Source organism: Psychroserpens sp. Hel_I_66 (assembly GCF_000799465.1).
Lineage (GTDB): Bacteria > Bacteroidota > Bacteroidia > Flavobacteriales > Flavobacteriaceae > Psychroserpens.
Genome location: NZ_JUGU01000001.1, coordinates 3,134,244 through 3,159,615 on the forward strand (window position 1 = coordinate 3,134,244; position 25,372 = coordinate 3,159,615).

At 32.6% G+C, this 25,372-nt stretch carries 23 protein-coding genes; 8 read left to right on the forward strand and 15 right to left on the reverse strand.

The window, feature by feature from the left end:
* Nucleotides 1-34: 34 nt before the first annotated feature.
* Nucleotides 35-2,098 (forward strand): M13 family metallopeptidase, encoded by a 2,064-nt coding sequence (locus GQ40_RS13895; protein WP_047549649.1) that lies wholly within the window; start codon nt 35-37, stop codon nt 2,096-2,098.
* A 78-nt stretch (nt 2,099-2,176) separates the two neighbouring features.
* Here GQ40_RS13895 and GQ40_RS13900 read toward each other — a convergent pair whose 3' ends face one another.
* Entirely contained in the window at nt 2,177-2,875 is a 699-nt protein-coding gene (locus tag GQ40_RS13900; protein WP_047549652.1) for a tetratricopeptide repeat protein, read from the reverse strand.
* Between the two features lie 82 nt (nt 2,876-2,957).
* Nucleotides 2,958-3,812 (reverse strand): NAD-dependent epimerase/dehydratase family protein, encoded by an 855-nt coding sequence (locus GQ40_RS13905; RefSeq protein ID WP_052184268.1) that lies wholly within the window; start codon nt 3,810-3,812, stop codon nt 2,958-2,960.
* Nucleotides 3,813-3,874: 62 nt separating this feature from the next.
* On the opposite strand from GQ40_RS13905, the gene GQ40_RS13910 reads away from it, so the two are divergent.
* On the forward strand, nt 3,875-4,342 hold the full coding sequence (locus GQ40_RS13910; RefSeq protein WP_047549656.1) for a CBS domain-containing protein: 468 nt from the start codon (nt 3,875-3,877) through the stop codon (nt 4,340-4,342).
* A gap of 5 nt (nt 4,343-4,347) precedes the next feature.
* Here the strand turns inward: GQ40_RS13910 and GQ40_RS13915 are convergent, their stop codons facing one another.
* The 5 genes from GQ40_RS13915 to GQ40_RS13940 all read right to left on the reverse strand — a co-directional run bounded on the left by GQ40_RS13915 (nt 4,348) and on the right by GQ40_RS13940 (nt 8,370).
* Nucleotides 4,348-5,037 (reverse strand): hypothetical protein, encoded by a 690-nt coding sequence (locus GQ40_RS13915; protein WP_047549659.1) that lies wholly within the window; start codon nt 5,035-5,037, stop codon nt 4,348-4,350.
* 53 nt (nt 5,038-5,090) lie between these two features.
* Nucleotides 5,091-5,441 carry a hypothetical protein gene (locus GQ40_RS13920; RefSeq protein ID WP_047551988.1) on the reverse strand — a complete coding sequence of 117 codons (351 nt, stop codon included), beginning with the start codon at nt 5,439-5,441 and terminating at the stop codon, nt 5,091-5,093.
* Between the two features lie 38 nt (nt 5,442-5,479).
* Complete coding sequence (locus GQ40_RS13925) at nt 5,480-6,124, reverse strand: spermidine synthase (RefSeq protein ID WP_047549662.1); 645 nt, start codon at nt 6,122-6,124, stop codon at nt 5,480-5,482.
* A 1,259-nt stretch (nt 6,125-7,383) separates the two neighbouring features.
* Entirely contained in the window at nt 7,384-7,896 is a 513-nt protein-coding gene (locus GQ40_RS13935; RefSeq protein ID WP_047549668.1) for a hypothetical protein, read from the reverse strand.
* A gap of 267 nt (nt 7,897-8,163) precedes the next feature.
* The gene (locus tag GQ40_RS13940) at nt 8,164-8,370 is read right to left on the reverse strand and encodes a hypothetical protein (protein ID WP_047549671.1); all 207 of its coding nucleotides are present in this window, start codon (nt 8,368-8,370) and stop codon (nt 8,164-8,166) included.
* Between the two features lie 95 nt (nt 8,371-8,465).
* Between GQ40_RS13940 and GQ40_RS13945 the strand changes: the two genes are divergently transcribed.
* The 3 genes from GQ40_RS13945 to GQ40_RS13955 all read left to right on the forward strand — a co-directional run bounded on the left by GQ40_RS13945 (nt 8,466) and on the right by GQ40_RS13955 (nt 11,111).
* Nucleotides 8,466-9,404, forward strand: coding sequence for an IS1595 family transposase (locus GQ40_RS13945; protein ID WP_052184269.1), 939 nt, complete (start codon nt 8,466-8,468; stop codon nt 9,402-9,404).
* A gap of 199 nt (nt 9,405-9,603) precedes the next feature.
* On the forward strand, nt 9,604-10,347 hold the full coding sequence (locus GQ40_RS13950; RefSeq protein ID WP_052184270.1) for an NYN domain-containing protein: 744 nt from the start codon (nt 9,604-9,606) through the stop codon (nt 10,345-10,347).
* Nucleotides 10,348-10,778: 431 nt separating this feature from the next.
* Complete coding sequence (locus tag GQ40_RS13955; protein ID WP_047549679.1) at nt 10,779-11,111, forward strand: single-stranded DNA-binding protein; 333 nt, start codon at nt 10,779-10,781, stop codon at nt 11,109-11,111.
* A gap of 72 nt (nt 11,112-11,183) precedes the next feature.
* Here GQ40_RS13955 and GQ40_RS13960 read toward each other — a convergent pair whose 3' ends face one another.
* Both GQ40_RS13960 and GQ40_RS13965 read right to left on the reverse strand, forming a co-directional pair.
* Nucleotides 11,184-13,571 carry a hypothetical protein gene (locus tag GQ40_RS13960; RefSeq protein WP_156115591.1) on the reverse strand — a complete coding sequence of 796 codons (2,388 nt, stop codon included), beginning with the start codon at nt 13,569-13,571 and terminating at the stop codon, nt 11,184-11,186.
* A 59-nt stretch (nt 13,572-13,630) separates the two neighbouring features.
* A complete protein-coding gene (locus GQ40_RS13965; RefSeq protein ID WP_047549685.1) occupies nt 13,631-14,533 on the reverse strand; it encodes a histone deacetylase in 903 nt (300 codons plus the stop codon).
* Between the two features lie 75 nt (nt 14,534-14,608).
* On the opposite strand from GQ40_RS13965, the gene GQ40_RS17640 reads away from it, so the two are divergent.
* Both GQ40_RS17640 and GQ40_RS17495 read left to right on the forward strand, forming a co-directional pair.
* Complete coding sequence (locus GQ40_RS17640; protein WP_156115592.1) at nt 14,609-14,755, forward strand: hypothetical protein; 147 nt, start codon at nt 14,609-14,611, stop codon at nt 14,753-14,755.
* Nucleotides 14,739-17,348 (forward strand): alkaline phosphatase family protein, encoded by a 2,610-nt coding sequence (locus GQ40_RS17495; RefSeq protein WP_081990222.1) that lies wholly within the window; start codon nt 14,739-14,741, stop codon nt 17,346-17,348. Before GQ40_RS17640 ends, GQ40_RS17495 begins: the two co-directional genes overlap by 17 nt.
* Before the next feature lie 55 nt (nt 17,349-17,403).
* On the opposite strand, the gene GQ40_RS13975 is transcribed toward GQ40_RS17495, so the two are convergent.
* Complete coding sequence (locus GQ40_RS13975; RefSeq protein ID WP_047549688.1) at nt 17,404-18,252, reverse strand: T9SS type A sorting domain-containing protein; 849 nt, start codon at nt 18,250-18,252, stop codon at nt 17,404-17,406.
* 169 nt (nt 18,253-18,421) lie between these two features.
* On the reverse strand, nt 18,422-20,548 hold the full coding sequence (locus tag GQ40_RS13980) for a Tex family protein (RefSeq protein WP_047549690.1): 2,127 nt from the start codon (nt 20,546-20,548) through the stop codon (nt 18,422-18,424).
* 128 nt (nt 20,549-20,676) lie between these two features.
* Here GQ40_RS13980 and GQ40_RS13985 point away from each other — a divergent pair, with 128 nt between their 5' ends.
* Complete coding sequence (locus GQ40_RS13985; protein ID WP_047549693.1) at nt 20,677-22,776, forward strand: MORN repeat-containing protein; 2,100 nt, start codon at nt 20,677-20,679, stop codon at nt 22,774-22,776.
* Here the strand turns inward: GQ40_RS13985 and GQ40_RS13990 are convergent.
* The 4 genes from GQ40_RS13990 to GQ40_RS14005 form a co-directional block, all read right to left on the reverse strand.
* Nucleotides 22,773-23,399, reverse strand: coding sequence for a DUF6498-containing protein (locus GQ40_RS13990; RefSeq protein ID WP_047549696.1), 627 nt, complete (start codon nt 23,397-23,399; stop codon nt 22,773-22,775). The two genes, GQ40_RS13985 and GQ40_RS13990, sit on opposite strands and share 4 nt — an antisense overlap.
* Before the next feature lie 96 nt (nt 23,400-23,495).
* Nucleotides 23,496-24,200 carry an OmpA family protein gene (locus GQ40_RS13995; protein WP_047549700.1) on the reverse strand — a complete coding sequence of 235 codons (705 nt, stop codon included), beginning with the start codon at nt 24,198-24,200 and terminating at the stop codon, nt 23,496-23,498.
* A 2-nt stretch (nt 24,201-24,202) separates the two neighbouring features.
* The gene (locus GQ40_RS14000; RefSeq protein ID WP_156115593.1) at nt 24,203-24,676 is read right to left on the reverse strand and encodes a lipocalin family protein; all 474 of its coding nucleotides are present in this window, start codon (nt 24,674-24,676) and stop codon (nt 24,203-24,205) included.
* A 237-nt stretch (nt 24,677-24,913) separates the two neighbouring features.
* On the reverse strand, nt 24,914-25,369 hold the full coding sequence (locus tag GQ40_RS14005; RefSeq protein ID WP_052184271.1) for an META domain-containing protein: 456 nt from the start codon (nt 25,367-25,369) through the stop codon (nt 24,914-24,916).
* Nucleotides 25,370-25,372: the final 3 nt, after the last annotated feature.

A 25,372-nucleotide genomic window follows, 5' to 3' on the forward strand; every position in this document is an offset into this window, starting at 1 on the left:
CTAATTTTATTAAAATTTAACCAATAAGCACATTATGAAAACCAATATCAAAAGTATTTTGGCGGTTTCTGTTTTAAGTCTTTTTGCATTTTTAGGATGCAAAGAAGAACCTAAAGAAGAAACTGCAATGGTTGAGGAAATTCCTGGAATTAACCTTGACAACATGGACACAACTGTAAGTCCAAAAGACGATTTCTATAATTATGTCAATGGAAATTGGGCAAAATCTACACAAATCCCAGACGACGAAACACGTTGGGGAGGATTTGGGGTCTTAAGAAAAGACACTCGTAAAGATGTTTTAGAGATCATGAATACCTCTAAGGAACTAGGAAAATACGAAGAAGGCACAGACCAAAAAAAGGCACTTCTTATTTTTGAGACTGAGTTAGATACCATTGCAAGAAATGAAGCAGGGATCAAACCTTTACAACCTATGCTGGATAAGATTGATGGGATCAAAAACCTCAATGACATGCAAACAGTATATGCAACAACAATTGGAGTTGGAGCACCTTTTGCAGGTATTGGCGCAAATGCAGATTTAAATGATAGTAGTATGAATGTGGCTTGGGTATATCCTGATGGGTTGGGATTACAAAGAGATTATTATTTAGACCAAGACACAAAATCAAAAGAAATAAGAGAGAAATATAAAGCCCATGTTTCTAAAATGTTACAATACATCAACTACAGCAAAGAAGATGCAGATGCAGCAGCTGTAAAGATTTTAGCAATGGAAACTACATTGGCAGAGCCTAGATTAGATAAGGTTGCTATGAGAGATGCTCGTAATTACAACAACCCAACATCCTTAGAGGATTTACAAAAAATGGCACCAGCTATTGATTGGAACAAAATGATCAAGGATTTAGGGATTACAGCAGAGATGGATACCGTAAATGTGATGCAACCAAAATATATGGCTGCAATGAATGACTTTTTAAAGTCTACACCTATTGAAGATATCAAAACCCTAATGGACTGGAGCACAATAGATGGTGCTGCAGGTTTTTTAACTACGGAAATTGAAAAAGCAAACTGGGAGTTCTACGGAAAAACCTTAAATGGTTCCAAGAAAATGCGTCCAGCAGACGAACGTGCACTTGGTACAGTTGATGGAGCAGTAGGAGAAGCAATTGGTAAATTATATGTCGATGCAAAGTTTCCGCCAGAGGCTAAAGCAAAAGCAGAAAAAATGATCGCTAACGTTATTACTGCTTTTCAAAATAGAATCCAGAAATTAGATTGGATGACACCTGAAACCAAGACCAAAGCCATTGAAAAATTAGATAAGTTTACCGTAAAAATCGCTTATCCAGATGAATGGGAAGATTACTCAAACATGATGGTAAAAGAAGGTAATACCTATGCAGAGAATATGATGGCTGTAGGTAAGTGGGCTAGTGAGAAAAATTTATCAGAAATTGGACAACCAGTAGATAAATCAAAATGGGGAATGCCACCACAAATGGTGAATGCGTATTTCAACCCGATGAATAACGAGATTGTGTTTCCTGCTGCAATTCTACAACCACCTTTCTATAACTGGACAGCAGATGAAGCTGTAAATTATGGTGGTATTGGAGCTGTAATCGGTCATGAGATTTCACATGCATTTGATGATAGTGGAGCACGTTTTGATGGCGACGGAAACTTAAAAAACTGGTGGACAGATAAAGACCTAGAGGAATTTACAAAACGTGGAGATGCCTTAGCTGAACAGTATAGTGCCATTGAAGTGATGGATAGTGTAAACATCAACGGTAAATTCACATTAGGTGAAAACATTGGAGATCTTGGAGGTGTACTTGGAGCATACGACGGTTTACAATTATATTACGAAGAAAACGGAAGACCAGAAAATATCGACGGTTTTACACCAGAGCAACGATTTTTTATGTCTTGGGCTACGGTTTGGAGAACGTTAACAAGAGACGACGCTTTGAGAACACAAATCAAAACAGATCCTCACTCTCCAGGTATTTACAGAGCAACACAACCACTTAAAAATATTGATGCGTTCTATGAAGCATTTGATATTAAAGAAGGTGATAAAATGTGGTTAGCTCCAGAAGAGCGTGTTAGAATTTGGTAAAACACAAATTTTTATTAAATAAAAAGCACCCAATTGGGTGCTTTTTTTATTTCCGTAGAAAGAGGAATTAAGAAGTTTTTACTCTTTTTTTGTTTGGTCTGCTTTTCTAGCAGCGAGTGCATCTTTACTTATTTTAGCTAGGTTAAAATTAGCATCCATAGTCAACGCTTCGTTTAAAAGAGTTATAGCTTGATCGAGATTATCGGTTTGGTTCATATTAAAGACAATCAATGCTTTCATATAGGTTAATGCTGCTTTAAGAGAGACTTCATAAGGTTGTTGTGACTCGTAAAACCCGCGTTTCATATCTGGTTTTACATTGGTCAAACCAAAATCAACACTTGCCTTTGCACCTGCAAAATCCTGTAATTGCGTTTTTAAATCTGCAATCTCATAAGCAATATACGAATTGGCGTCACGCTTAAATAACTCCTCATAAAATGCCAATGCTCGTTGAGGTTGGTTGATGCCTTTTAAAGCAATTGCTTTTACCTCTGTGTTAATATCTGAGTCTGTTGGGTTTTGATCAATGCCAACTGTGTTTAAAGCCTCAAGGTTTCTACCTTCGGTGACATAGATGTAAGCGAGTGTATCTAACCGTTGTTGATTTGGCTGTATAACATTAAGATGCGTCATAGCGTTAATTACACCCTGTACGTCTCCTTGACCTTTCATTTCTTTGTAGTAGGCTTCAAAATGTTTTAATAGTTCAGATTTTGTTTGAGCGGTTGCACCAAATGTGGTTACTACTGCTAATAAAAAGATAAGTTTTTTCATGTGTGTATTAATTGTGTTTCGTAATTAATTGCGCCAAAACTAAAAAAATATCTGGCATTTGTTCTTAAAAGTCTGCAAATTATTAGATGTTTACTTTAAAATCATATTTCAAAAGTTGTACCAATTTAGAAGAATCGATAATTTTTCCTTTGCTTTTGGTTTGGTCGTCAAATTGAGGAATTGCAATTTCCAACGCCTCACAAACCGATGTGTAATACTCTTTCTTATTAGGATGATTTGGTGCAGAGGCATTTATTGTAGTATCCCAAATATTATTTTTTACTACGGAAATGATAATACCCACGCAATCTTCTCTGTGAATTAAGTTTACTGGAGCGTTTCCGTTTTTTAGATCTGTCTTTCCCGAGAGATAGTTTGCAGGATGTCTGTCTTGGCCAAACAATCCGCTAAAACGTAAAACGGTGGTTTTAAAGTTTTTGTTTTTATGAAAAAGTGCCTCAACTGCTAAGAGCTGTTTTGCGGTGTTGTTATTTGATGTCGGAGAATTTTCAGTAATTATCGGGAAATCTTCATAATCATCATAAACCGATGTTGAGCCAATAAAAAGTACGTTTTCAATTGTTGAATTCTCAATGTATTCAACAATATGTTTCATTTGTTTGACGTAATCGCTTTCGGGATGTTTACGAAGTCCTGGCGGAATATTGAGAATTAATGTTTTGCAATCTTTGAGACAATCTTTGAGATTACCGTTTACACCTTCCGAAGAAAATTCAATTAAAAAAGGGTTGATTTTCTCCTTCTCTAACTGTGATAATTTGTCTTTTGAGGTAGTGGAGCCATTTACAGGATAGTCTAATTGTATAAGCTGTTTTGCTAAGCTCAAGCCCAACCAGCCACAACCGATGACACAAATTTTTGGTTTCAATGGTAATGTTTTTTTGATGGTTTCAAATTTACAAATTATTGATCTCATTATTGTTTTGGTTTTATTGCCTAATTTTCAGTAACTTTAAGTTCACACAAAAATTAATTGTCATGGGTATAAAAAGTTTTCAAGGTGCTAGAAAGCAACAGCAAAATACGGTAGAGGTCAATGCTTTTAAAGTAAGTGATTTTATGTCGCGAGAATTGATAACGTTTAGACCTGAGCAATCTGTTGAAGAGGTGATCCAGTCACTCATTAAAAATAAGATCTCGGGAGGTCCAGTTGTGAACTCCAATAATGAGCTGGTTGGGATAATTTCGGAAGGTGATTGCCTCAAGGATATTAGTGAAAGTCGTTATCATAACATGCCAATGGAACAACATACGGTTGAAACAAGAATGGCTAAAAATGTTGAGACTATTGATGGGAACATGAATGTTTTTGATGCTGCCAATAAGTTTTTAGAATCTAGAATTCGTCGTTTTCCAATTGTAGAAAATGGTAAGTTAGTTGGGCAGATTAGCCAGAAAGATATTTTAAAAGCTGCATTGGATTTGAAAGGACAGAATTGGAAATAGGCTCGCTATCTTAAGTTTCTGTTTGGCAGAGCTTCGGGTAGATCTGTTATAATCAGTTTTTGTTTGCCTTCGCTTTCAAGAGTAGCAATTTTGGAGTAAGGGTACTCTGGTAATGGCTCGTTTAATGATTTCCATTTTGCAATTCCTGCAACAGTAATATATTCTCCAATCTCAATGATGCCTTCAGTATAACGTAAGGTTCTATTAAAACCAAAGAAATTCTCTGGTTCAATATTATATCTTTTTAGCAATGAAACAAATTTTGGTGAAGGATCATTAAATGTGCCAGAAGACTGGTTTTTATCCTTTACCAAATGACATATGTAATTCCTGGGATGATTGTTTGGCTGTATAATCACAAAATCACCATTTGTATCTATAAAAAAGTCTTGAAACTTTTCTTCGGAAACTAACGTTTTCCAATGAGAGCTTTTACCGCTTTTAACTTTTTGCTGAATTTCAATTTGATAAAACACACATCTTCTCCCAGAATATGGAGCTTTTAATGGTTCTTCAACATGCAACGCTTTTCCGCTTACTTTTGAGAGTTCACTCGTTTTTAAGCTTGAAGCTGGTTTATTAGGTATTTTAGATAAGGTTCTAATGATTACCTGTTTTCCGTTGAAATAATAGGCTAGAAAAACAAATAGACCTATCGCACAAAAGGCGAGTATTATAATTAAATAAGTTGGCATAGTTGCGGTTGTTGTTTAGTATAAGTCATAGTTTCAACCATAAGGTTACAAGTCTAGCTTTCTCTTTTGACCAACGCATAAAAATCATCTTCTAAGGGCAAGTAACCTTGGTCATAAACAAAAAAGTAAATCGTTCCTGCCTTTGTAGTATAGATGCTTGTGAAGTAATTAAAGTCAAATCCCTTTTCTACTAATCGTGCTCTGGAAATTTTTTTCTTTTGCTCTGGATTGAGTTCCTCGAGAATGCGATAATTTTTTCTAAGCCTGTTATTGGTATTTCTAATTAGGTTTTTATGATCTTTGTTAATGTTATTATTATAAGCGTTTCGACAACCATCGCTGCAGAATTTCTTATCTACACGACCAACTATTTTTTCACCGCATTCCGGACACTGTTTTTGCATCATTTAATTTGCTTGTTGCTACAATATATACATTTATATTATAAATTTTTGGATATAAGAACAGTATTGACATCATTAACCTTCTCAAAAACATCAACTTTATAAACTTTACTTTTTAAAAAAGCGATGATTTTTTTTAAGTCATCTGTTTTTTCTTTCTCTAAAGAAGCATTGAATAAAATGACACCATTAGAAGATTTTAAATTGAGAATATGGCTCCAAAAATGAAGTTTTAAAAATGGCTTCGGAATATCAACATCAATAAATAAATCAATAATGATGAGATCAAATTCCTGAGTGTTCTGCTCTACAAAGAGTAATGCGTCCTGGCAAATAATGTTTAGCTTATCGTTATTTTTTATGCCAAACTCATCTTCTGCAATTTTGATAACAACAGGATCAATATCAACAGCAGTGATTTGCTTTTCGTATTTAAAATCGTCTCTTAGAGTTTCAATTACACTTCCACCGCCAAGGCCTAAAATTAAAACTGAGTTAGTTTTTTGTAGGTTAATTTTTTCCAAACCAAACTTTAAAACCTTTTGTAATGCACCATAACTATAGTTCGCATTTTTTGTGTTGAGGTGTTTCTTCCCGTTTTTTATTGTGATTTCCAATTCACCTGAATATTGAGATGTAACAGTTTTTGTTTTAGGTACGATATAGCTTAGAAGTCTTGTCATTATTGACGAAAGTACGAAAATTATATTGGCATCTATATACAATTTACCACAAGCCCATTTTGAATATTTTTAGTTCATCCTCCAAACAATAACAACAAAATTGAAGATTATAACAGCTAACATAATAGCTAGAAAGGTTCTCTCTTTTTTATTGAAGGGTCTTTTCATAGTTTAGAGTACTTATCTAGGCTCTTGCCTGTTTTGAAAGAGGTTATTTCTGTGATAGTATTGTGTTCTGCGTTGTAATGTACCTCTACAAAGAACATATCAATAGCATAGCAGTTTATCCTAACGTCCTTTGTCACGTAGTTATCTAGGAACGTACCAAGTTCCCAAACGGTAGATTGTTTGTTCTCGAATGATAGTACGTTGAACTCGTATAGGGTCACTTGTTGCTCTCGTTACGGTCTCTCATTCTTTCTCTTATCATTTCTCCTAGTTCGGGGTTTTCCTTTACCCTACGAAGTATCTTTAAATTGATTCCCTCTCGCATCGCAGGTGTTAGTTTTGGTGTTTTCTTTTCTTCTGACATATAAGAATTACTTATTACTATTTACGATTTTTTGTATAATATAACGCTTCCCAGTAATTGGGTTTTGAATATAGTAAAACTTGTTCGACTTGAAATGTTCACTAATTATATTTCTGTCCTTGAATTTTGGATATATAGTCTTGAAATCCCTTAACATTTCTTGAACCGTCTTAGAAATAGAAATGACTTCACTGTCGTGAATAACGACAAATAATTTAGTTATCTTCTTATCATCAATATGCAAAATGAATAGATTTTGCACAAAAATATAATAAAAAATGCATAAACTGCATATATATTTGTTCTTTGATTTCTTTTCGACTATATTTGTAAAAATAAAAAAACCCCGAAGCATGAACTTCGAGGTTTAGTTAAAATTGAAATATTGGAATTGAGTATATTAAACTTGATTTAAGCTGAGTGAGATGATACTCATTTTACAGCTAATGAGACTGGCTTCAACCTCCCAATATTACAACCTTGAAATAATGAAATAAAGGAGACTACTATTGTTCATCTCCTTTAAGAATTAGAGCTACTTACGTGTTACACGTGTAGTAACTCTAACTGTACGAGTGATAGTGACTCTCCTTGCGGGAACACTTACTACTCTACGAGTTGTTCTAACTACTCTTGCCATTGGACTTGGTGTTTAGTTAAACTAATTAAAGATTGGGATTTTCCCAATCCGCAGATAAGGAGATGTTACAGCATCTCCTTATTTATTTTATCTACTTACTTCCGACATATGTATGTTGGAAGGTAATTCATTTTCTTCTGGTCTATATTTAATATCAAAATTATCATGTTTAACCCAAGAAGGAATACCCCAATAACTTAATTTATTGGACATATTATATTTTACAACAACTAAATATCCTTCTTTTTTCAATCTTCTGACTACGTTGTCTATTCTTGTTTCTTTTTCTGAAAATTTATTCACTTTTTCTTGAACTACTGATAGCTTTACCCCTTTATTGAAATAATTTTCAAAAAGCCATAATATTTTTTTGTCGGTTCTACCGAATTTTGGAAAATTATCCCATGCAAAATTATCTTTAAGCAAGTCTTTAATCACTATATTTCTAGCTACTTTGATATTATTACCTCTTTCATCGTAACCAACTTGGTGCAATACATCAATAATACCCGTTATATTGTCATTTATCATATGACGAATTTGAATGAAGTTGTCTTTTGTTCTAACCAACTCCTTTACTAAAAGATCTGAAGATGCCATTAATCAATATTTATATTTGAGGCTATAAATTCAAATAGGGAAGATATAACACTACAAATATATATAATTAAGACATACAAATAACATATAAAAACAAATAAAATATTAATATATTTTAAAATTTATCTTAAAATCACATATAACGTTCGATAAAGTGTATATTTGTAGGAAAATTATTGCATTGATTGTGTAATTTAACGATAATTTATAAAATATCTAAATAAAATTGTTAATAACCTGTTGATATCTTTGTTTTACTCAATATGATTAATAATGTTTAACCTTGAAAATCTGATAATTATCAAACTCAATAGGGTATTCTTTATTACGTACTAAAGTCCAATAACTTGGAAAATTAGAATCTTCTACATTTTCTGTAATCTTTTTTAGATTTCCGTACGTACCTATAACCACGCAATCCCTAAGTAATACGTAGTTAGTTTTATTTTCTTTCCTCTCTTTGTATGTAGTCATGGAGCAAAACTACAAAAAAAACCGAATATATTTGTATTTTTATTTGCATATACAAATAATGTCGGTTATATTTGTATATATAAAAACCAATGACCATGAACTTTAAATCACTTCCACAACTTTTAGATCACTTCAAAGAAGAATCGACCTGTAAAGAATATTACGCTCAAATTCGTTGGAACGGTGAGCCTGCATGTCCTCATTGTGGATCACTAAAAGTTTACACAACCAAAAGAGGTTTTAGGTGTGGTGACAGCGAATGTAAAAAAGATTTTACGGTTACTACTGGAACAATTTTCCATAATTCAAATATCTCCTTAAGAATATGGTTCGCATCTATATTTTTGGCTACAACCCATAAGAAAGGCATTAGTTCTGTTCAATTGGCTCTTGATTTAGGGATCACTCAAAAAAGCGCATGGCACGTATTACATAGAATTAGAGAAATGCTGAGAGAGAAGTCTCCGCAAATGTTGGGAGAGAGTAAAATGGTAGAGACCGATGCTACGTATATCGGTGGCAAGGAACGTAACAAACATTTAAACAAGAGACGTTCACGTGATAATAACCTATTGACTAACGAGGGCAAGGCTTATAAGCCTAAGAAAACGGTTATAGGAATTATTGAGCGTGATGGAAAGGTGGCTTTAAAGTACGTTAGTGGCGAGACTACTCAGAATATGGTAGATTTTGTGACGACACACGTACCGCAGGATGCTACGATCTATTCAGATGAAGCTCCTGCATATCATCAACTTAAAAAGTATTACACACACGACAATGTTAAGCATGCGCTTAATATTTATGTTGAGGGCAGTGTTCATACAAACACTATCGAGAATTTTTGGAGCGTTTTAAAGCGTGGTCTTTACGGTGTTTACCATCAAGTAAGTGACAAGCATTTAGAACGTTATTTAGACGAGTATAGCGCACGCTTTAACACACGCAGATTGAATAGTCAAGAACGCTTTGAAAAGTTTTTGGTTGAAAGCGAAAGTCCTTTGAGTTATAAGAGATTAACAAAGTTGTCATAGTATTGGTATAGTAATTGATTATAGTTTTCTGTACATGTATAGGTAAATAATATTGATATGTATCAACAACGATAACAATTCTTTTTATATTTGTTGTAGTTAACTAGAATATATAACTAGTTACCTTTAACAAAAATCCAAACGCCGATAGGTCGGCATCAAAGCCATCTCGAAAGGGGTGGCTTTTATAGTTTTGTATATGGGAAGAATAAGTAATGTAGCTATTCTTATTGATGGTGGCTTTTATAAACAACGTTTCAAAAAGAAACATGGTAAATATCCTAGCAAATATAATGTCAAAACATTAATTACAGACATTATCAACCAAATTAAAAAAAAATCTGGGGAAGACTCAGAAGATATTTTATTTCGTTCATACTATTACGATTGTCTTCCTTTTGACAAAGTTATCAAACATCCTGATGGTAGTCAAATAGATTTTGGAGAATCAAAATTATTCAACTCACAAACTAAATTTATAAATAGTTTAACTGAAATTGACCAAATGGCTCTTAGGCTTGGTGAGCTTTCGTTCAATGGATGGAGGTTAAGCCCATATCATCCAAAAGGAGACCCTTCTCCTGATTTTAGGCAAAAAGGAGTAGATATGAAAATTGGCTTGGATATGGCTTGGATGGCAAGCAGGGATACGATTCACAAAATTGTTTTAGTGGCTGGAGATTCCGATTTTGTTTCGCCCATGAAATTAGTTAGAAGAGAAGGAATTTTAATTTATATTTATCCAATGGGAAATAAGATAAAAGCTGAATTTAAAGAACATTCGGATTTTATATTAAATGATTCTGACATGACAAAAAAAAATAAGAAAAACAGCGCAAAGAATAATAGAAGATTAAAAATAGAGGGTACGTTAGACGACGTTCTAAAAGTGTCAACACAAAAGAATGAAAAAGAAACTATCAAGGACGATAAGGCTAATTAGATACTGCTTTAACTGCCTTTGGTACTATGTTCTGTTCCCATTGGGAGCGGAAGAAGATGAGTTTACGAAGCAGTTTCGTAAAAAATAAAGTTCATTGAATGTAATAGTTTAATTAGACCTTGGATGGTCGGCAGGATGCTCAATCTCGGATTTACTGAATTAGCGGTAAACGGTAGACGGTTAAATGAATTACGTACTTCAAAAAAAAGTGATCTCCTTCACTTAAAAATCAAATTTTAGTTTCTTGTGGTAAATTGTATATAGATGCCATTATATTCAAGATATTACCCATTTACAAACGATTACAAATGTTTACAAACGAATTTAAGCAGTTAAATACCGATTAACATTTGCAAACCATCCCATCTTTGCAGTGTTGAATCAATGAAGGTTCAATAGTATTAACTGTTTAACATTAAAATTTAGAACACATGAACACATTAAGAAACAAAGTACAGTTGATTGGAAGATTAGGGCAAGATCCAGAAATCGTTAATTTCCAAGACGGAAACAAAATGGCAAAATTCTCTTTGGCTACAGATGACAGCTACAAAGACAAACAAGGCAACAAAGTAGAGCGAGCATATTGGCATAATATTGTCGTACGTGGCGGACTTGTGAAAGTGGTAGAAGAATACATCACCAAAGGTAAGGAAATTGCCATAGAAGGTAAGTTAACAAATCGTTCTTGGGATGATAAAGATGGAACAAAACGCTACACAACCGAAATTATATGTAGTGAACTTTTGATGTTGGGTAAATAACTCACTGTAAATATGAACATTAAAAAGGCTTCCATATCGGAAGCCTTTTTTTTATCAAAAATTTGATTGAAACTAATTAAAAGTAATCACTTTTTCTTCGGAAATGAAACTACCATTATTAGCGGTACCTTCAATAAACAATTTTATTTGCTCAATGCCTTTATCTGCAATATTAAAAATTAAATTTCCGTTTTCATCTAATTTCCCATTAGGAATCCATTCAATAACACCATATTGATTGAAGAAGTTACTACGGTAACTAGAATATAATGGTGCGTAAAACTTTTTAGGCGAGGTAAAGGTAAGAGGAATTTTAGATTCTTGTGAAATATCTGTTGCTACATCTTCTCCAAATTTTAAATTAGGATCAGTAAAAATTTTTATAACGCCCGCAGCTCCTCTCATTCCTTCTCCTAGCCCAGATTTATCGACAACTATATAATCAACATTTCTCATATCTAAACTCAACAAAACACTAAACTCCGATAAACGTAAATTGTCTAAATAAATTACTGGTGAATTGCTCATACCTAATGAGACGTTCCTCAAAATATTGATTGACAGTGATGTTGCGGTTTGATTTGCACTATAACCTTTTGTACTAATATATGACGCGAAATCAAGATATCTGTAGCGATCATTCTCATCAAAAATTTCAATAGTACCTGTAGGCTGTGAACGTTCTATTTTATCAATTCTATCTTGTTCCTTTTGAGCATTAATAACTACCTCATCCAATTCTTGGGCATCAGAGATTGAATTTTTAAATACAGACTCTTCAATTTTAGAATCATAAATAGAGTTTACTCTAAGTGGCAACGTTTTTACAAAATTATTTATAGTTGGTATTGTAGAGGGTGAAAACTGAACATAGAGATTTGGTTTTTTTACGTTTTCCCTTTTGTCAATTGATCCAAAAGAAACTTTCTCTTTATCTACTGGCAGTAAACCCTTGACTACAAAAGATTTTTCATCTTCTGGTACTTCAATAGTCTGGGTAGAACTATTAATCATTGGGTATATGATAAATGTGTTGCTCTTAGATTTATTAATGTTGGCGTTTAACGTAATACCATTTTCAAAATCATATTTAATTTCAGATTTATGATTAAAAATAGAGTTCCACTCATAACTGCTCCAGCCTTGAGTTAACAGTAAATTGTCAAGTTCAAATTTTGTCTTTCTATCAATGTCTGTAAAATAATAACGTGCGTTCTCGATATAGCCTTTTACATATGGTTGCAAATGAGTATATGATACTATATTGTGATTATTGCCATAAGATGTAGTTTGAGATGGAAGCACAGAAACACTCAAATTATGAAAATCTGATTTTTTTATATTATCAAACGGAACAGAAATAGTTAGTGAATCAGGAGATTTTGTTACACGTTCTTTTTCCGAAGTAAGAATTGAGATTCCGTCATAATTAAAAAAAAGACGCTCTAAAATAGGATTATCCCTGTCATCAAATACTGTAATAATATTTATGCCAGAGTATAAATCACTGTGATTTATTAACTTGGTAATCTTCAGCTCTTCAAAATTAATATCCAGCGCTTTTATTAGGCTACCGTTGTGAACAATGATTCTAAAAACGTTTCCTTTAATATTTTCTAATGTATTTTCATTTGTTCTAAGGGTTAGAGCAATTTTACTGCCTAAATCATTAAGACTTAAATTAATACCAGCGCGTTCGGCTGGATTTAAATTTACTATTGAATTGAGATCACCATATTTTATTTCTGCGGAATACTCTTTCCCTTCTTCTGGGATCAATATAAACTTTCCAATCCCAAATTGGTTTGTTTTAAAATTTGTGACAACTTCTCCGTTAGAATCTTTAATAATACCCTCTGCTTCTTTAATACCGTAACCATTTTCGTTCTTAATTACGATACCAACCGTATTTTTAATATTTGATATTAAGTGACCTCCTTCTGGTAAAAATTGAGTATCTAAAACAGGCGCTTCGGTTGAAATTTTTGCTTTATTATCTTGATCTGTATTTATAATTTTAATATTCTGAAGATAAAAATTCTGCTCATCAAAATTTTTCATCCAATTGGTGTATGCCTTAAAAGTATAGCTTCCCGAAGCGTAGGTGCTGTCAACTAAAAAACTACCGTTTGCCACACCATTTTCAGAAAGAATAAGAGCCTTATTTAAAATTTTCCCTTTACTATCCTCAATAGAACAGTATACATTTGTTGTTACATTAGAACGTGTTTTACTCGCTTTGTCAAAAACATAAACACTAAAACCAATGGTTTCTTCTTTTAAATAAAGTGATTTATTCAGATGGGCATAGGTAACTTCCCTTGGTAATTTTACGTAGTTACTATATGCTGTAGATATTTTATCTTGATTTTGGCTGCGCGTGTTAAAAAATGAAAACATGCATGTTACCAAAAAAGCATATTGTAAATGTTGAAATTGGAATAAGAGTTTTTGATTCATTGCTTTTAGTTGATTTTGTGATTAAAATGATGAATAATACTTTCAAATTATCTGAGTTCTTAAAAGAAAATATTTTGAGCTAACCTAAATGTATTTGCATGAGCAGCTACAATTGTTTTGATTTCTGGCGAGTAACCGCCACCCATACTGCACATTACAGGAATTTTGTTTGCTTTGCAGCTCTCTAAAACAAATTGATCTCGTTGTTTACAGCCCACAATAGTCATGCCTAATTTTCCTAATTTATCAGAGGCGATGACATCAACGCCACATAGATAATATATAAAATCTGGTTTCTCCTGTGTTATTAACTTCGGAAGTATTTCATAAAGAATATTAAGGTACGTCTGGTCATTGGCATCATTTTCTAAAGCAATGTCCAAATCGCTAATTTCTTTCTTAAACGGGTAGTTACTTTTGCCATGCATTGAAAATGTGAATACAGAAGGGTCATTAGCAAAAATTTCCGCAGTACCATTTCCTTGATGCACGTCGAGATCTACAATTAAAATTTTTTGTGCTAATTTTTTCTGCTGAAGATATCTTGCTCCAATAGCTTGGTCGTTTAACAAACAAAAAGCCTCACCACGATTAGTGTAAGCGTGATGTGTACCTCCAGCGATATTCATCGCAATGCCATGCTGTAAAGCAAATTCGCTCGCTTTTATAGTACCATCGGCAATAATAATTTCACGCTCTACAAGAATCTCACTCAAGGGGAAACCAATCTTTCGAGCAGCTCGCTTATCTAGCGTTAGCTCCTTTAAATCTTGATAATACTCTTTTGTATGAACTCTCAAAATATCTTCGTCAGTTGGTCTTTCTGGTTCAAAAAAGTTAGAATTGGTACACGTGCCCTCATAAAGAAGCTGCTCTGGCAACAATTCATATTTAAGCATTGGGAAACGGTGACCTTCTGGTAACGGATGTTTGTAAATGGGATGAAAAGCTATTTTAAGCATTTTATCTATAAAAATTCAAAATGCAAATATACATCTTAGATTTATACTATTTTTAGGCACACCAATACCATTATTATGAAGAAAAAATTAGAAAATAAACCTTTTGAGATAACAGAAAAAGGATCACTTGGTTTATTAGCTTTGGGTGATATAGGTTTGAGAGCATGGAGAAAATTTAAGAAAGAAGCACGAGAAAAGAAAAAAGATGAAGAAAAAAAATAAAGTACTTTTAATAGGTTGGGATGCTGCCGATTGGAAAATTATAGGCCCATTATTAGCTAAAGGAGAAATGCCAGCACTAAAAAAACTTATTGACAAAGGTGTTTATGGTAATATGAGTACAATGAATCCACCTTATTCTCCTATGTTGTGGTCAACCGTTGCTACTGGTAAAACACCAGATAAGCATGGTGTATTGGGCTTTTTGGAGTTAATGCCAGATTTAAAAGGGATAAGGCCTGTGACTGTTTTATCAAGAAAATCAAGAGCACTTTGGAATATTTTTCATAATCAAGGTTTAAAAAGTAATTTAATAGGTTGGTGGCCAAGTTTTCCCGCAGAACCAATAAATGGGATTGTTGTCTCAGATACTTTTCAAAAAGCAAATAAAGATATTCGAAAACCTAATCCTATTCCAAAAGGATCCGTTCATCCTGAAAGTTATTTAGATGACATACATGATTTAAGAATGTTTCCTCATGAGGTTACAGAAGCACACATATTACCTTTTATTCCAAAAGCAGGTCAAATTAATACAGAAGAAAGTAAAAGTTTAATCACTTTTAGTAAAATTCTAGCTGAAAATGTTTCGGTTCATAGTGTCGCAACTCATGCAATGCAAAATTCAGATTGGGATTTTATGGCAGTTTATTATGATGCCATAGATCATTTTTGTCATGCGTTTATGAAATTTTATCCTCCTAAGCTAAAAGCAATTCCAGATGATATATTTGATATTTTTAAAGATGTTATTTCTGGAGCTTACCGTTTTCAAGATATGATGTTAGAACGCATGATGGCTTTAGCGGGAGACGATACAACTATTATTGTAATGTCTGATCATGGTTACGAGTCTGGAAATAAACGTATTTTAGAAATGCCAAAATATCAGGCAGCACCAGCTTTAGAGCATAGACAATTTGGGATTTTTGTAGCAGCTGGACCAAACATTAAAAAAAACGAAAAAGTTTTTGGTTTGGGACTTATTGATGTCGCTCCTACAATACTACAGATGTTCAATTTGCCTATTGGTAAAGACATGGATGGAAAAGTAGCTTTAGATATTTTTGAAAATTCAAAAGCTCCAACATATATTGATAGTTGGGAGAATGTTGAAGGTGATTTTGGGGAACATTTCAATAGCAAAGATCAAGAAGATAGTGTTTTGAACGATCAAGAAACTTTAGAGCAGCTAATTGAATTAGGTTATATAGATAGACCAGATGAGAATATTGAAACCGCCATATTAAAAACAAAATGTGATCTCAAGCATAATCTTGCTAGAGTGCATATGGGCAAAAAGGATTACGAAATGGCAAAGGCTATTTTATTAGAGCTTATTAATAATCATTACCCTAATTATGATGAAGATGATCTAAAAAAAGTAGAAAATAAAAAACAAAAGCATGGAATAAAAATTGGTGAATCTAAAATAGATATTATTCCTTATTATATGGATTTATTAACTATTAGCTTAGATCAGGAAGAGTTTGGTAAAGCTGAAATCTACCTTACAGAGCTAAGAAGTAGGGACAAAAAATTTGAGATTAATACTTACTTTTCTGAGGCAAAGATTCTATTGAGTAAAAACAAAGTAAATCAAGCGCTCAAACTTCTTCTAAAAGCAAAAAACAATAAACCTAATGGAGAAGTATTCTTTCAATTGGGAAAAATTTACACAAGATTAAACAAATTTGAAGATGCTAAAAGTGCTTTTCAAAATGCGTTGAAATTTGAAATAGATAACGCAAAGTTTCATCAAGCATTGGCGGTTGTATTAATTCGAATGGACGATTATGAAGAAGCTGCTGAACATGCTCTTACTGCAATAGAACTTGTCAAATATTTTCCTGAGGCACACTATACGCTTGGTGAAGCTTTAGAAAAATTAGGAGATTTAGATAATGCAAAAAAAGCTTATGAAACAGCAGCAGCAATGAAGCCTAAAACGCATTATCGTGCTGAAAAAGCGATAGAAAACATTGAAGAAAAAAAGTTTGGCTCATTAAATTTTAATGATAAAAACACTAATAAACCTTATGATAATCAAATAGTAATTGTTTCTGGTTTGCCAAGATCTGGTACATCGCTTATGATGCAAATGCTCCAAAAAGGAGGATTAGATATTTTAACAGATTCAAATAGAAAGGCAGATGTTTCAAATCCAAAGGGTTATTTAGAATATGATCCTGTAATGGCTTTGCATAAAGATAATAGTTGGTTAGATAAAGCACAAAACAAATCACTTAAAGTTGTTGCACCATTATTAAAATTTCTAGACCCAAAGTATCGTTATAAAGTAATTTTTATGACAAGAGATTTAAATGAAGTTGTAAAGTCACAACAAAAAATGATAGGTAGAGATACTGAAAATTTACCAATAAAATTATTTCAAGCTTACGAGAAACATTTAAAACAAGTTGAGGTTTGGAAGAAAAAAGAGCCTGGTGTAGAATTAATATATATTGATTATAAAGATGCTATAAATAACACTCAAAATACGGTTAAAAAAATAAAGTCTTTTGTAGGAAAAGATTTAGATGAAAATGCAATGGAATCTTCTGTAGATAAGAGTTTATATAGAAATAAAGTTTAAAAGAAAAAGCGCTTACAACGTAAGCGCTTTTAAATTATAATGTTCTATAACATAATTAAATAATTACTTTTTTTCTTATTACTGCTTTAGAATTAGCATCTGTTAATTCAATAATATAAATACCATTAGAAATTGTATTAGCTTCAATTACGAATACTTCACTTGAAGTTTTTCCATTTAAAACCTCCTTTCCAGTCATGTTAACTAACCGATAATTAGTTGCTTCTGGTAAATTATATAATCCTATACTTTTATTTAAAGCTACTATTTTTATAGCATTTAATGCGTTTTCTCCAATACCTAAAGTTTGTTGTCCAGCAATAATTGACTCATTCACAGTTTGATTCCATGCATAATCTTTTATAGTAAAAACATCTCCACCAGCTCCAACATCAAGTCTAGCCCAACCATAGTGGATATTACCACCTCCAGCATCAAAACGAAGTCCTAGGTAGCCATCAGTAATATTACACCAATCACCAAAATCACAAGAGCCATAATTTAAAGATTGATAACCATTAGCAAAACCATTGTTATACCAACCAGTAGAGCCATCAGAAATAGAATCACCATTATTAAGTGCAAAAGGATAAGCGTAAGTAGCTCCGCCAGACCCTAGCACTTCATTACTGGCAGCTAAAGGTTCTATAAACAAATTGTTTAAAGTATAATTATAACCATAAGAGCTGTAGATAGAATTGACATTATAAATCCTAAAATCATTTACACCATCATTATTTAAATCTAGCATATACTCAAGATTAGCTCCACCAACAAAATCTGGAGGACCTATATCTGTATAGCCTATTTGTCCACTGGCATCTGCAACACCAGCTATGGCAGCAGTTAAAGCACCATATTTTGCAATTTTTTCAGAAAATTTAGAAGAAGTAGTTTTTTTCATAGTAAAAAAATTAGTTAGTTATAAAAGCAATATACAATTATAAGTTTTTATTTTAAAATCTTCCAAAAACAATTAGATACATTTTATTAAACTAATAAAATATGAATGCTAAACTTTAAAATTAATTAAATTCAAGCCTGTAAATTATTAATAACATAATTTTTAGCATCTACTTAGTATGTAATTTCAACTGGATTCGCTTTCTAGTCACATCAATATCTAAAACCTTGACTATGATTTGTTGGTGTAGGTGCACGTGCTCGTTCACATCTTTAACAAAAGTATCTGATAGGTTGGATACATGAATCAATCCGCTTTCTTTAATTCCAATATCTACAAAACATCCAAAAGCAGTGATGTTATTTACTATTCCAGGCAATAGTTGGCCTTCACGTAAATCATTAATCGTTTTAATATTTTGGTTAAATGTAAATACTTTGGCCTGTTCCCTAATATCTAAACTAGGTTTTTCCAACTCTTTTATAATATCTTCAAGTGTTAATAATCCTACAGAATTTGTGATGTAATTCTTTAAATTTATCTGTTGTAGAATGGTCTTATTTCCTATTAATTCGGAAATGGAAACACTCATATCTTTCGCCATTTGTTCGATAATCGAATAGCTTTCAGGGTGAACAGCAGAATCATCCAACGGGTTTTCACCATCTTTTATCCTCATAAAACCTGCGCCTTGTTCAAAAGCCTTATCACCCAATCTTGAAACGTTTTTAATGTCATTTCTAGATGTAAAAGCCCCTTTTTCGCTTCTATAATTAACGATATTTTCTGCTAATTTTGGTCCAATACCAGATACATAGCTCAATAAACTATGACTTGCAGTATTGATATTAACACCGACCGCATTTACACAATTTTCAACAACGACATCTAATTCTTTTTTAAGTTTAGTTTGATCAACATCGTGTTGGTATTGCCCGACACCAATGGATTTGGCATCAATTTTTACAAGCTCAGCCAAAGGGTCTTGCAAACGTCTGCCAATAGAAACCGATCCTCTAACCGTTACATCATAATTAGGAAATTCATCACGGGCAATCTTTGATGCCGAATAAATACTTGCTCCAGCCTCACTAACTACAAACACTTGAATGTCTTTATTGAATCTTATTTTTCTAACTAAAGCTTCAGTTTCTCGAGATGCGGTTCCGTTACCAATCGCAATGGCATCTATTTTATGGGCTTCAACTAAAAAACTGATTTTTTTCATGGCGCCAATTTGGTCATTTTTTGGCGCATGAGGATAGATGTTTTCATTATGTTTTAAATCTCCTTTTTCATCTAAGCAAACTACTTTGCATCCAGATTTATATCCAGGATCTATTGCTAAAACACGTTTTTCCCCCAAAGGGGAACCCAAAAGTAACTGCTTTAAATTTTTAGCGAAAATGGAAATCGCAGCTTCATCTGCTTTGTCTTTTGCTTTTTGTAAGATTTCGTTGCTTAGTGATGGGAATAACAAACGCTTATAGGCATCTACAATTGCCAATTCAATTTGATCTGCACAATCATTTTGGCTCTTTAGGATTTTGCGATTTATGTGATTTAAAGCGCGTTCATTATCAATATCGATTTTTACACGAACAAAACCTTCGCTTTCAGCACGTAAAATTGCCAAGAGCCTGTGTGAGGGAATACGGTTTAAGGCTTCTTCCCATTCAAAGTAATCTCTAAATTTTTGTGCGTTTTCTTCGGAAATTTTAGATTTTACGACCTTGGTCGAAATCATGGCATGACGCTCTAATTGATGTCTAAGATTTGATCTTATATCTGACCGCTCATTAATCCACTCTGCGATGATATGTCTTGCGCCTTCCAGAGCATCTTCCGAAGAAGAAATATTGCCTTTTACAAATCGTTGCGAAGTAGACTCTAGATCGTTATTGTTTTGGGACATAATGATTTTTGCCAAAGGCTCTAATCCGTTTTGACGAGCAGTTTCTGCTTTTGTTTTTCTGCTTTTTTTATAAGGAAGATATAAATCTTCAAGTGTTGTACTGTCTTGGCAGGCGTTAACTTTTGCTTTTAATTCCGCAGTTAAAACCTCTTGTTCTTCTAAAGCTTTTAGGATTGTTGCTTTTCGCTTTTCTAAAGTTTCAAATTGCTCTTTGTATTTTACGATGTCTCCAATTTGAACTTCATCTAGGTTTCCTGTTGCTTCTTTTCGGTAACGGGAAATAAAAGGAATAGTGCAGTCTTCATTTAATAATTGAATGGTGTTTTTTATGGAAACTTCTGGTAATTGTGTTTGGGAAATAACATATGAAATCAAAGACATGAAATGGGTTTAAATAAATTGAAAAGCAAATATAACAAGTTTATCTCTTCTAAAAATATACGACATTTATCGTATGGTTTTGTACTTGTCTCAAAGGTATTTTTGTTACAAACAATAAAAAGATTATTATGAGAACATATTCTAAACTTTTTTTCTGCATTGTATGTTTAACTTTTTTTAGTACCTCTGCTCAAGTTGTAGATATGATCAATGCTCCAAGAAACCCAATAGGTTACAAACATAAGAAAGAGCATTTTAATTTAAAGGGTGACATTTATAGTTCAGCAGAAAAGATTTTTGATAGAGATGGAAAACTGTTATATAATTATGGGACACGATATTATTACAACAACCAAGGAAAAATTATTGGAAATAATTACAATGATACGTTCTCATATGATAATCGTGGACGTATAATTATGTTTATGTACCATAGCGGAAGTAAAAACACATATGCTTTTAATGATAAAAACCTATTGACTTATGAAACCAATACCTATGGTGAAGATAAAACATATGTCTATGATTCACAAAACAGAATTATCAAAACGATCGTAAACCGTAATGATGTTTTTTACCAAGAAATTGATTATACATACAGCAAAATTGGAAACACGTTAATAGTTTCATTACAATATACCAATCAAGATCGCAAGCCAGGTTCTAATTTTACGTATCATTATGAAAATGGATATATTGTAAAAGAAATATTACTTTCAGGAACTTATACTTATAAAATTGAAGTAGATGGTAAAGGAAATCAGGTTGATTTTTATGAAACCAGTAAGGCTAATCCCAAACATTTTGATACTCAAAATCGTTATTACAGTGATATTAACAAACCAACAAAAATAGAACTGGGTTATTTCCTCTCAGGAACAGGAGATACAGCGACAAAAATTACTACTGCATACCTTAATGGAGAAAAAGCTACAGATATTGTAATTAGCAAAGGAGTTAAACCTAATGAAAAGGTGTTGTATGATGGGCTTACTGAAACCTACTATTCAATTCCAGATGTCATTGAAGAAAATCATACAATAGAAACGAGAATTGCGGGAAACACTGTGCTTTCTAAAGGAAGACCTTACATGAGTTATTCTTATGACGGGATGTTTATAAATTATGTATATGGTCAAAATAGCGTAAAGTCAAGAGAATTTTCATTTTTAGGACCACACATGGTTGATTATCGCATAGAGAAAAATGTAGGAAGAACATATGTTGTCAAGAACTACCAGAATATCAAAGACCAAGAAGTAAAAGAGATGAATTTATTTACAACAGATACTACTTCTGTATTGTATACTCGTGAGTTAGAAAAAGACAACTTTTTTATTGTGGTGAAAGGAAAACATATTGATTATAAAAAAGCAAAGTTTGAATATTTAACCAATGGAGATCCAGTTATTTTTATTGATGACAAACCAATGTATGTTTTGCTAGGTTTCAAAACCGCTAAAGACGATGAGATTTATGAGGGTAAGGTCTATGATAACGAATTAGAAACACAAAAAAATTCAGAAACAACAACATCAACTACAAATGGTATTTCTGACTATAAATGTGTAGAAGGCGACTGTAAAGAAGGTTGGGGACGTGTTACTGTAAATAAAATAATTACTGATGCAACTTTTAGAAATTCTGCTATTGACGGATTGGCATATATTACTTATCCAAATGGTTCTTACTATCATGGACAATACGTGAATAATCGTCGAGAAGGTATTGGTTATTATGTTTGGCCAAACGGAAACAGTTATATAGGTGGTTGGAAAGATGGAAAGCAACACGGTTTAGGTTACACTTCCAATAAAGGAGGAGCCATTACATCTGGTGGGCTTTTTGAAGATGGAATTTTAATTTCTGATTATACGGAAGACTTTAGAGCTGGAAAAAAGAATGGAAATTGTATAGGAAATTGTACCGAAGGATTTGGAAATTACACCTACAGCAATGGTGATAAATATTGGGGTTTCTTCAAAGAAAATCAACGCTATGGTGTAGGTACTTACTATTGGAGTAATACTAGCAAATATACTGGAGCTTACATCTTAGGAGGTAAACGTAGTGGCTATGGTATTTACACTTATGTAGATGGTTCTATTTTTAAAGGACTATTTATTGACGATAAAATCAATGGTCTTGGTCAAATGACCTATAATAAAACAGGTCATATTGCAAAAGGCGTATTTGATAACAATGGCGCAAAAGTAAAAGATTATTAATAATTACTTTTTTGTCTCAGCTTATGATTAAACTTAATCTCTTGAATTTCAAAAAAGATCTTGAAAAGTAAAAACGGAACTATTGAAAAAAGAGTTGCATAAGCCTCAAGAGACTGAAATTTCATAGTTATCAATGCCCACAAAAATATCCCTAAGATTATAGATAGGTGGAGCGTGATAATGCCTCTGGATAGCACATGGTGAGGTTTAAGTTCTATATCATTAAATTTGTATAAGTATATTTCGCGCATTAGAAAACTTGCTAGACTAAAATTGAACAATGGATTCATAAAGAATAAGACTTCAAAATTTAAACCTGCTAAGTCGTAATCTTTAAAATCTATCATAAAACCAAAAAATACAAGTATAAAAACGAAATAAATCATCAAGAAAAAAAAGCGACCACTCATGTTTGAGAAGTATACCTTAGTATCATTAATTTGGTCTTTTTTAAACCAAAATCTAAAAATATCGAAAATACTTTTTATTAACTCATCCCACCAAAATAAATAGATAATATAAAAAACACTAATGTTTTTATTAGCTATAGCTATAACGGTTAAAGTTATTAGAGCAAATAATGATAAATACTCTGCTAACTTGCTTTTTTCTTCTTTAACCATATATTAAAAAAGGATATTACTTAAAATTATTTCAAAAAAAATCTCGTTTTCAAATTAACATTGAAAACGAGATATATACAAATTTATATTTGAAAATTAATTTCCAGCTTCTTTTTTAGCATTCTCAATCATTTGTTCATTTGGTAATATAGCCACATTTACACGTCTATTTTTAGCACGTCCCTCAGCAGTAGAATTATCGTATTTTGGTTGTGTTTCACCAAACCAGTTGGTGGTGAATCTTCCGCTAGATAATCCTTTATTTGTCAAGTAATTCGTTACAGAGTAAGCTCTGTCTTTAGATAATTCCATATTGTAATCATCTGCTCCAGTATTATCTGTATGTCCAACTACCAATATATTGGTATCTGGATATTCTGCAAATACACCAGCTAATTTATTAAGAGTTGACTGTGATGCACTATTGATGTTCGATTTATTAGTGTCAAAATAAACACCACTGTTCTCGTCAAACGTAACAACGATACCATCGTCAACACGTTCTACTGTAGCTCCTGGAATTTCTTCTTCGATTTTTTGAGCTTGCTTATCCATTTTGTTTCCAATAAGAATACCAGCACCACCACCAACAACACCGCCAATGACAGCTCCTAACTCTCCATTACCGCCTTTTCCAACATTGTTACCAATGATAGCCCCTAAGATGGCTCCACTTGTAGCTCCAATGACAGCGCCTTTTTGCTTATTGTTGGCATTATCTACTGCCTTACAATTGGTAAGACTTATTGTGAGTAGTAAAGTTAAACTTACTACAGCTATTTTATTTATATATCTTTTCATAATTATTGGGTTTTTGTAAAGTTCATAGTTATTGTAAAAGGCTCACCTTCAACAGTGAGGGTTTGTTGCCATTGCATATTGCTTTCAGAAAGGTTGGATAAATTAAGACGAAAGCCAACATTGCTTTCCGATTTTCCTTTCTCATTTGTCGGTTTTAAAAGGAAATCGTAGTACCCTGTTGCTTCATCTACCTCTTGAATTGTAAAATTGAAGTATCGTGGTCCAGTAGTACAATTGCTTTTTGATATGGTATAAATACCAGTGTTATTGTTTGGTATAAACTGCCAATCGCTACCTTCAAAGCACTCTTTTTTTGAATCGTTTAGTAAGGTCACATCAAAAGCGCCTGCTTCACTATAAGAAATGTTATTAAGTGTCCAATTACCCTTAATCACTTTTTTTGAAGTTCTAACCGTTTTGGAGGTTCCGCAGGAAAGAAAACAAATTGCTATGCATAATGTTATAAACTGTTTCATGATTGTTATTTTAGTTGATACTAATGTAATCATCAACAATGACGACAAATGATGCAATTCAATTAATTGTTACTTCATTTACTATATTTTGGTATTAATTTTTTGTTAATGACTTATGTAGTTGAAAGGCACTTAAAAATCATTATAATTTAATTTAACCTTATTGAATAAGATAATTACAATAAAAAAACCTCTCAATTTTTGTTGAGAGGCTTAAGTGATTAAAATGTAATCCATTTATTTTATAGCTTCAAAAGTAGCATAAGCTGCCATTTTTGCTTTATTCAATGTCATCTTAGTTCCGTTGATGGAATAATTATCTACTTTTTCAAGAATAGCTAAAAACTCAGTTTCAATAGACATATCTGGACATGCCATTTTCGTAGAGATAAGTTTTGATAATTCTAATCGAAAACCTTCTTCAACTTCATATGTTCCGCTAAAATTATTACAACCTGCATTGCCATAGACTTTATTATCTTTTGATGAAAATGTTATATGAAGATTTTTATCTGCTATGTTATTTCCCATAAATGTTATTAATTTCCATTTTATGTCTTCAATTGAAGTCTCGTTATCTGTGATTTCAATTTCAGTATTAGAATCACTTGAATTTGTCTTAACCTCTTTTTTTGTGTTGCAACTCATCAAGAGTATGAGCGCCAGAACAATGTTTATATGTATTAACTTCATAAT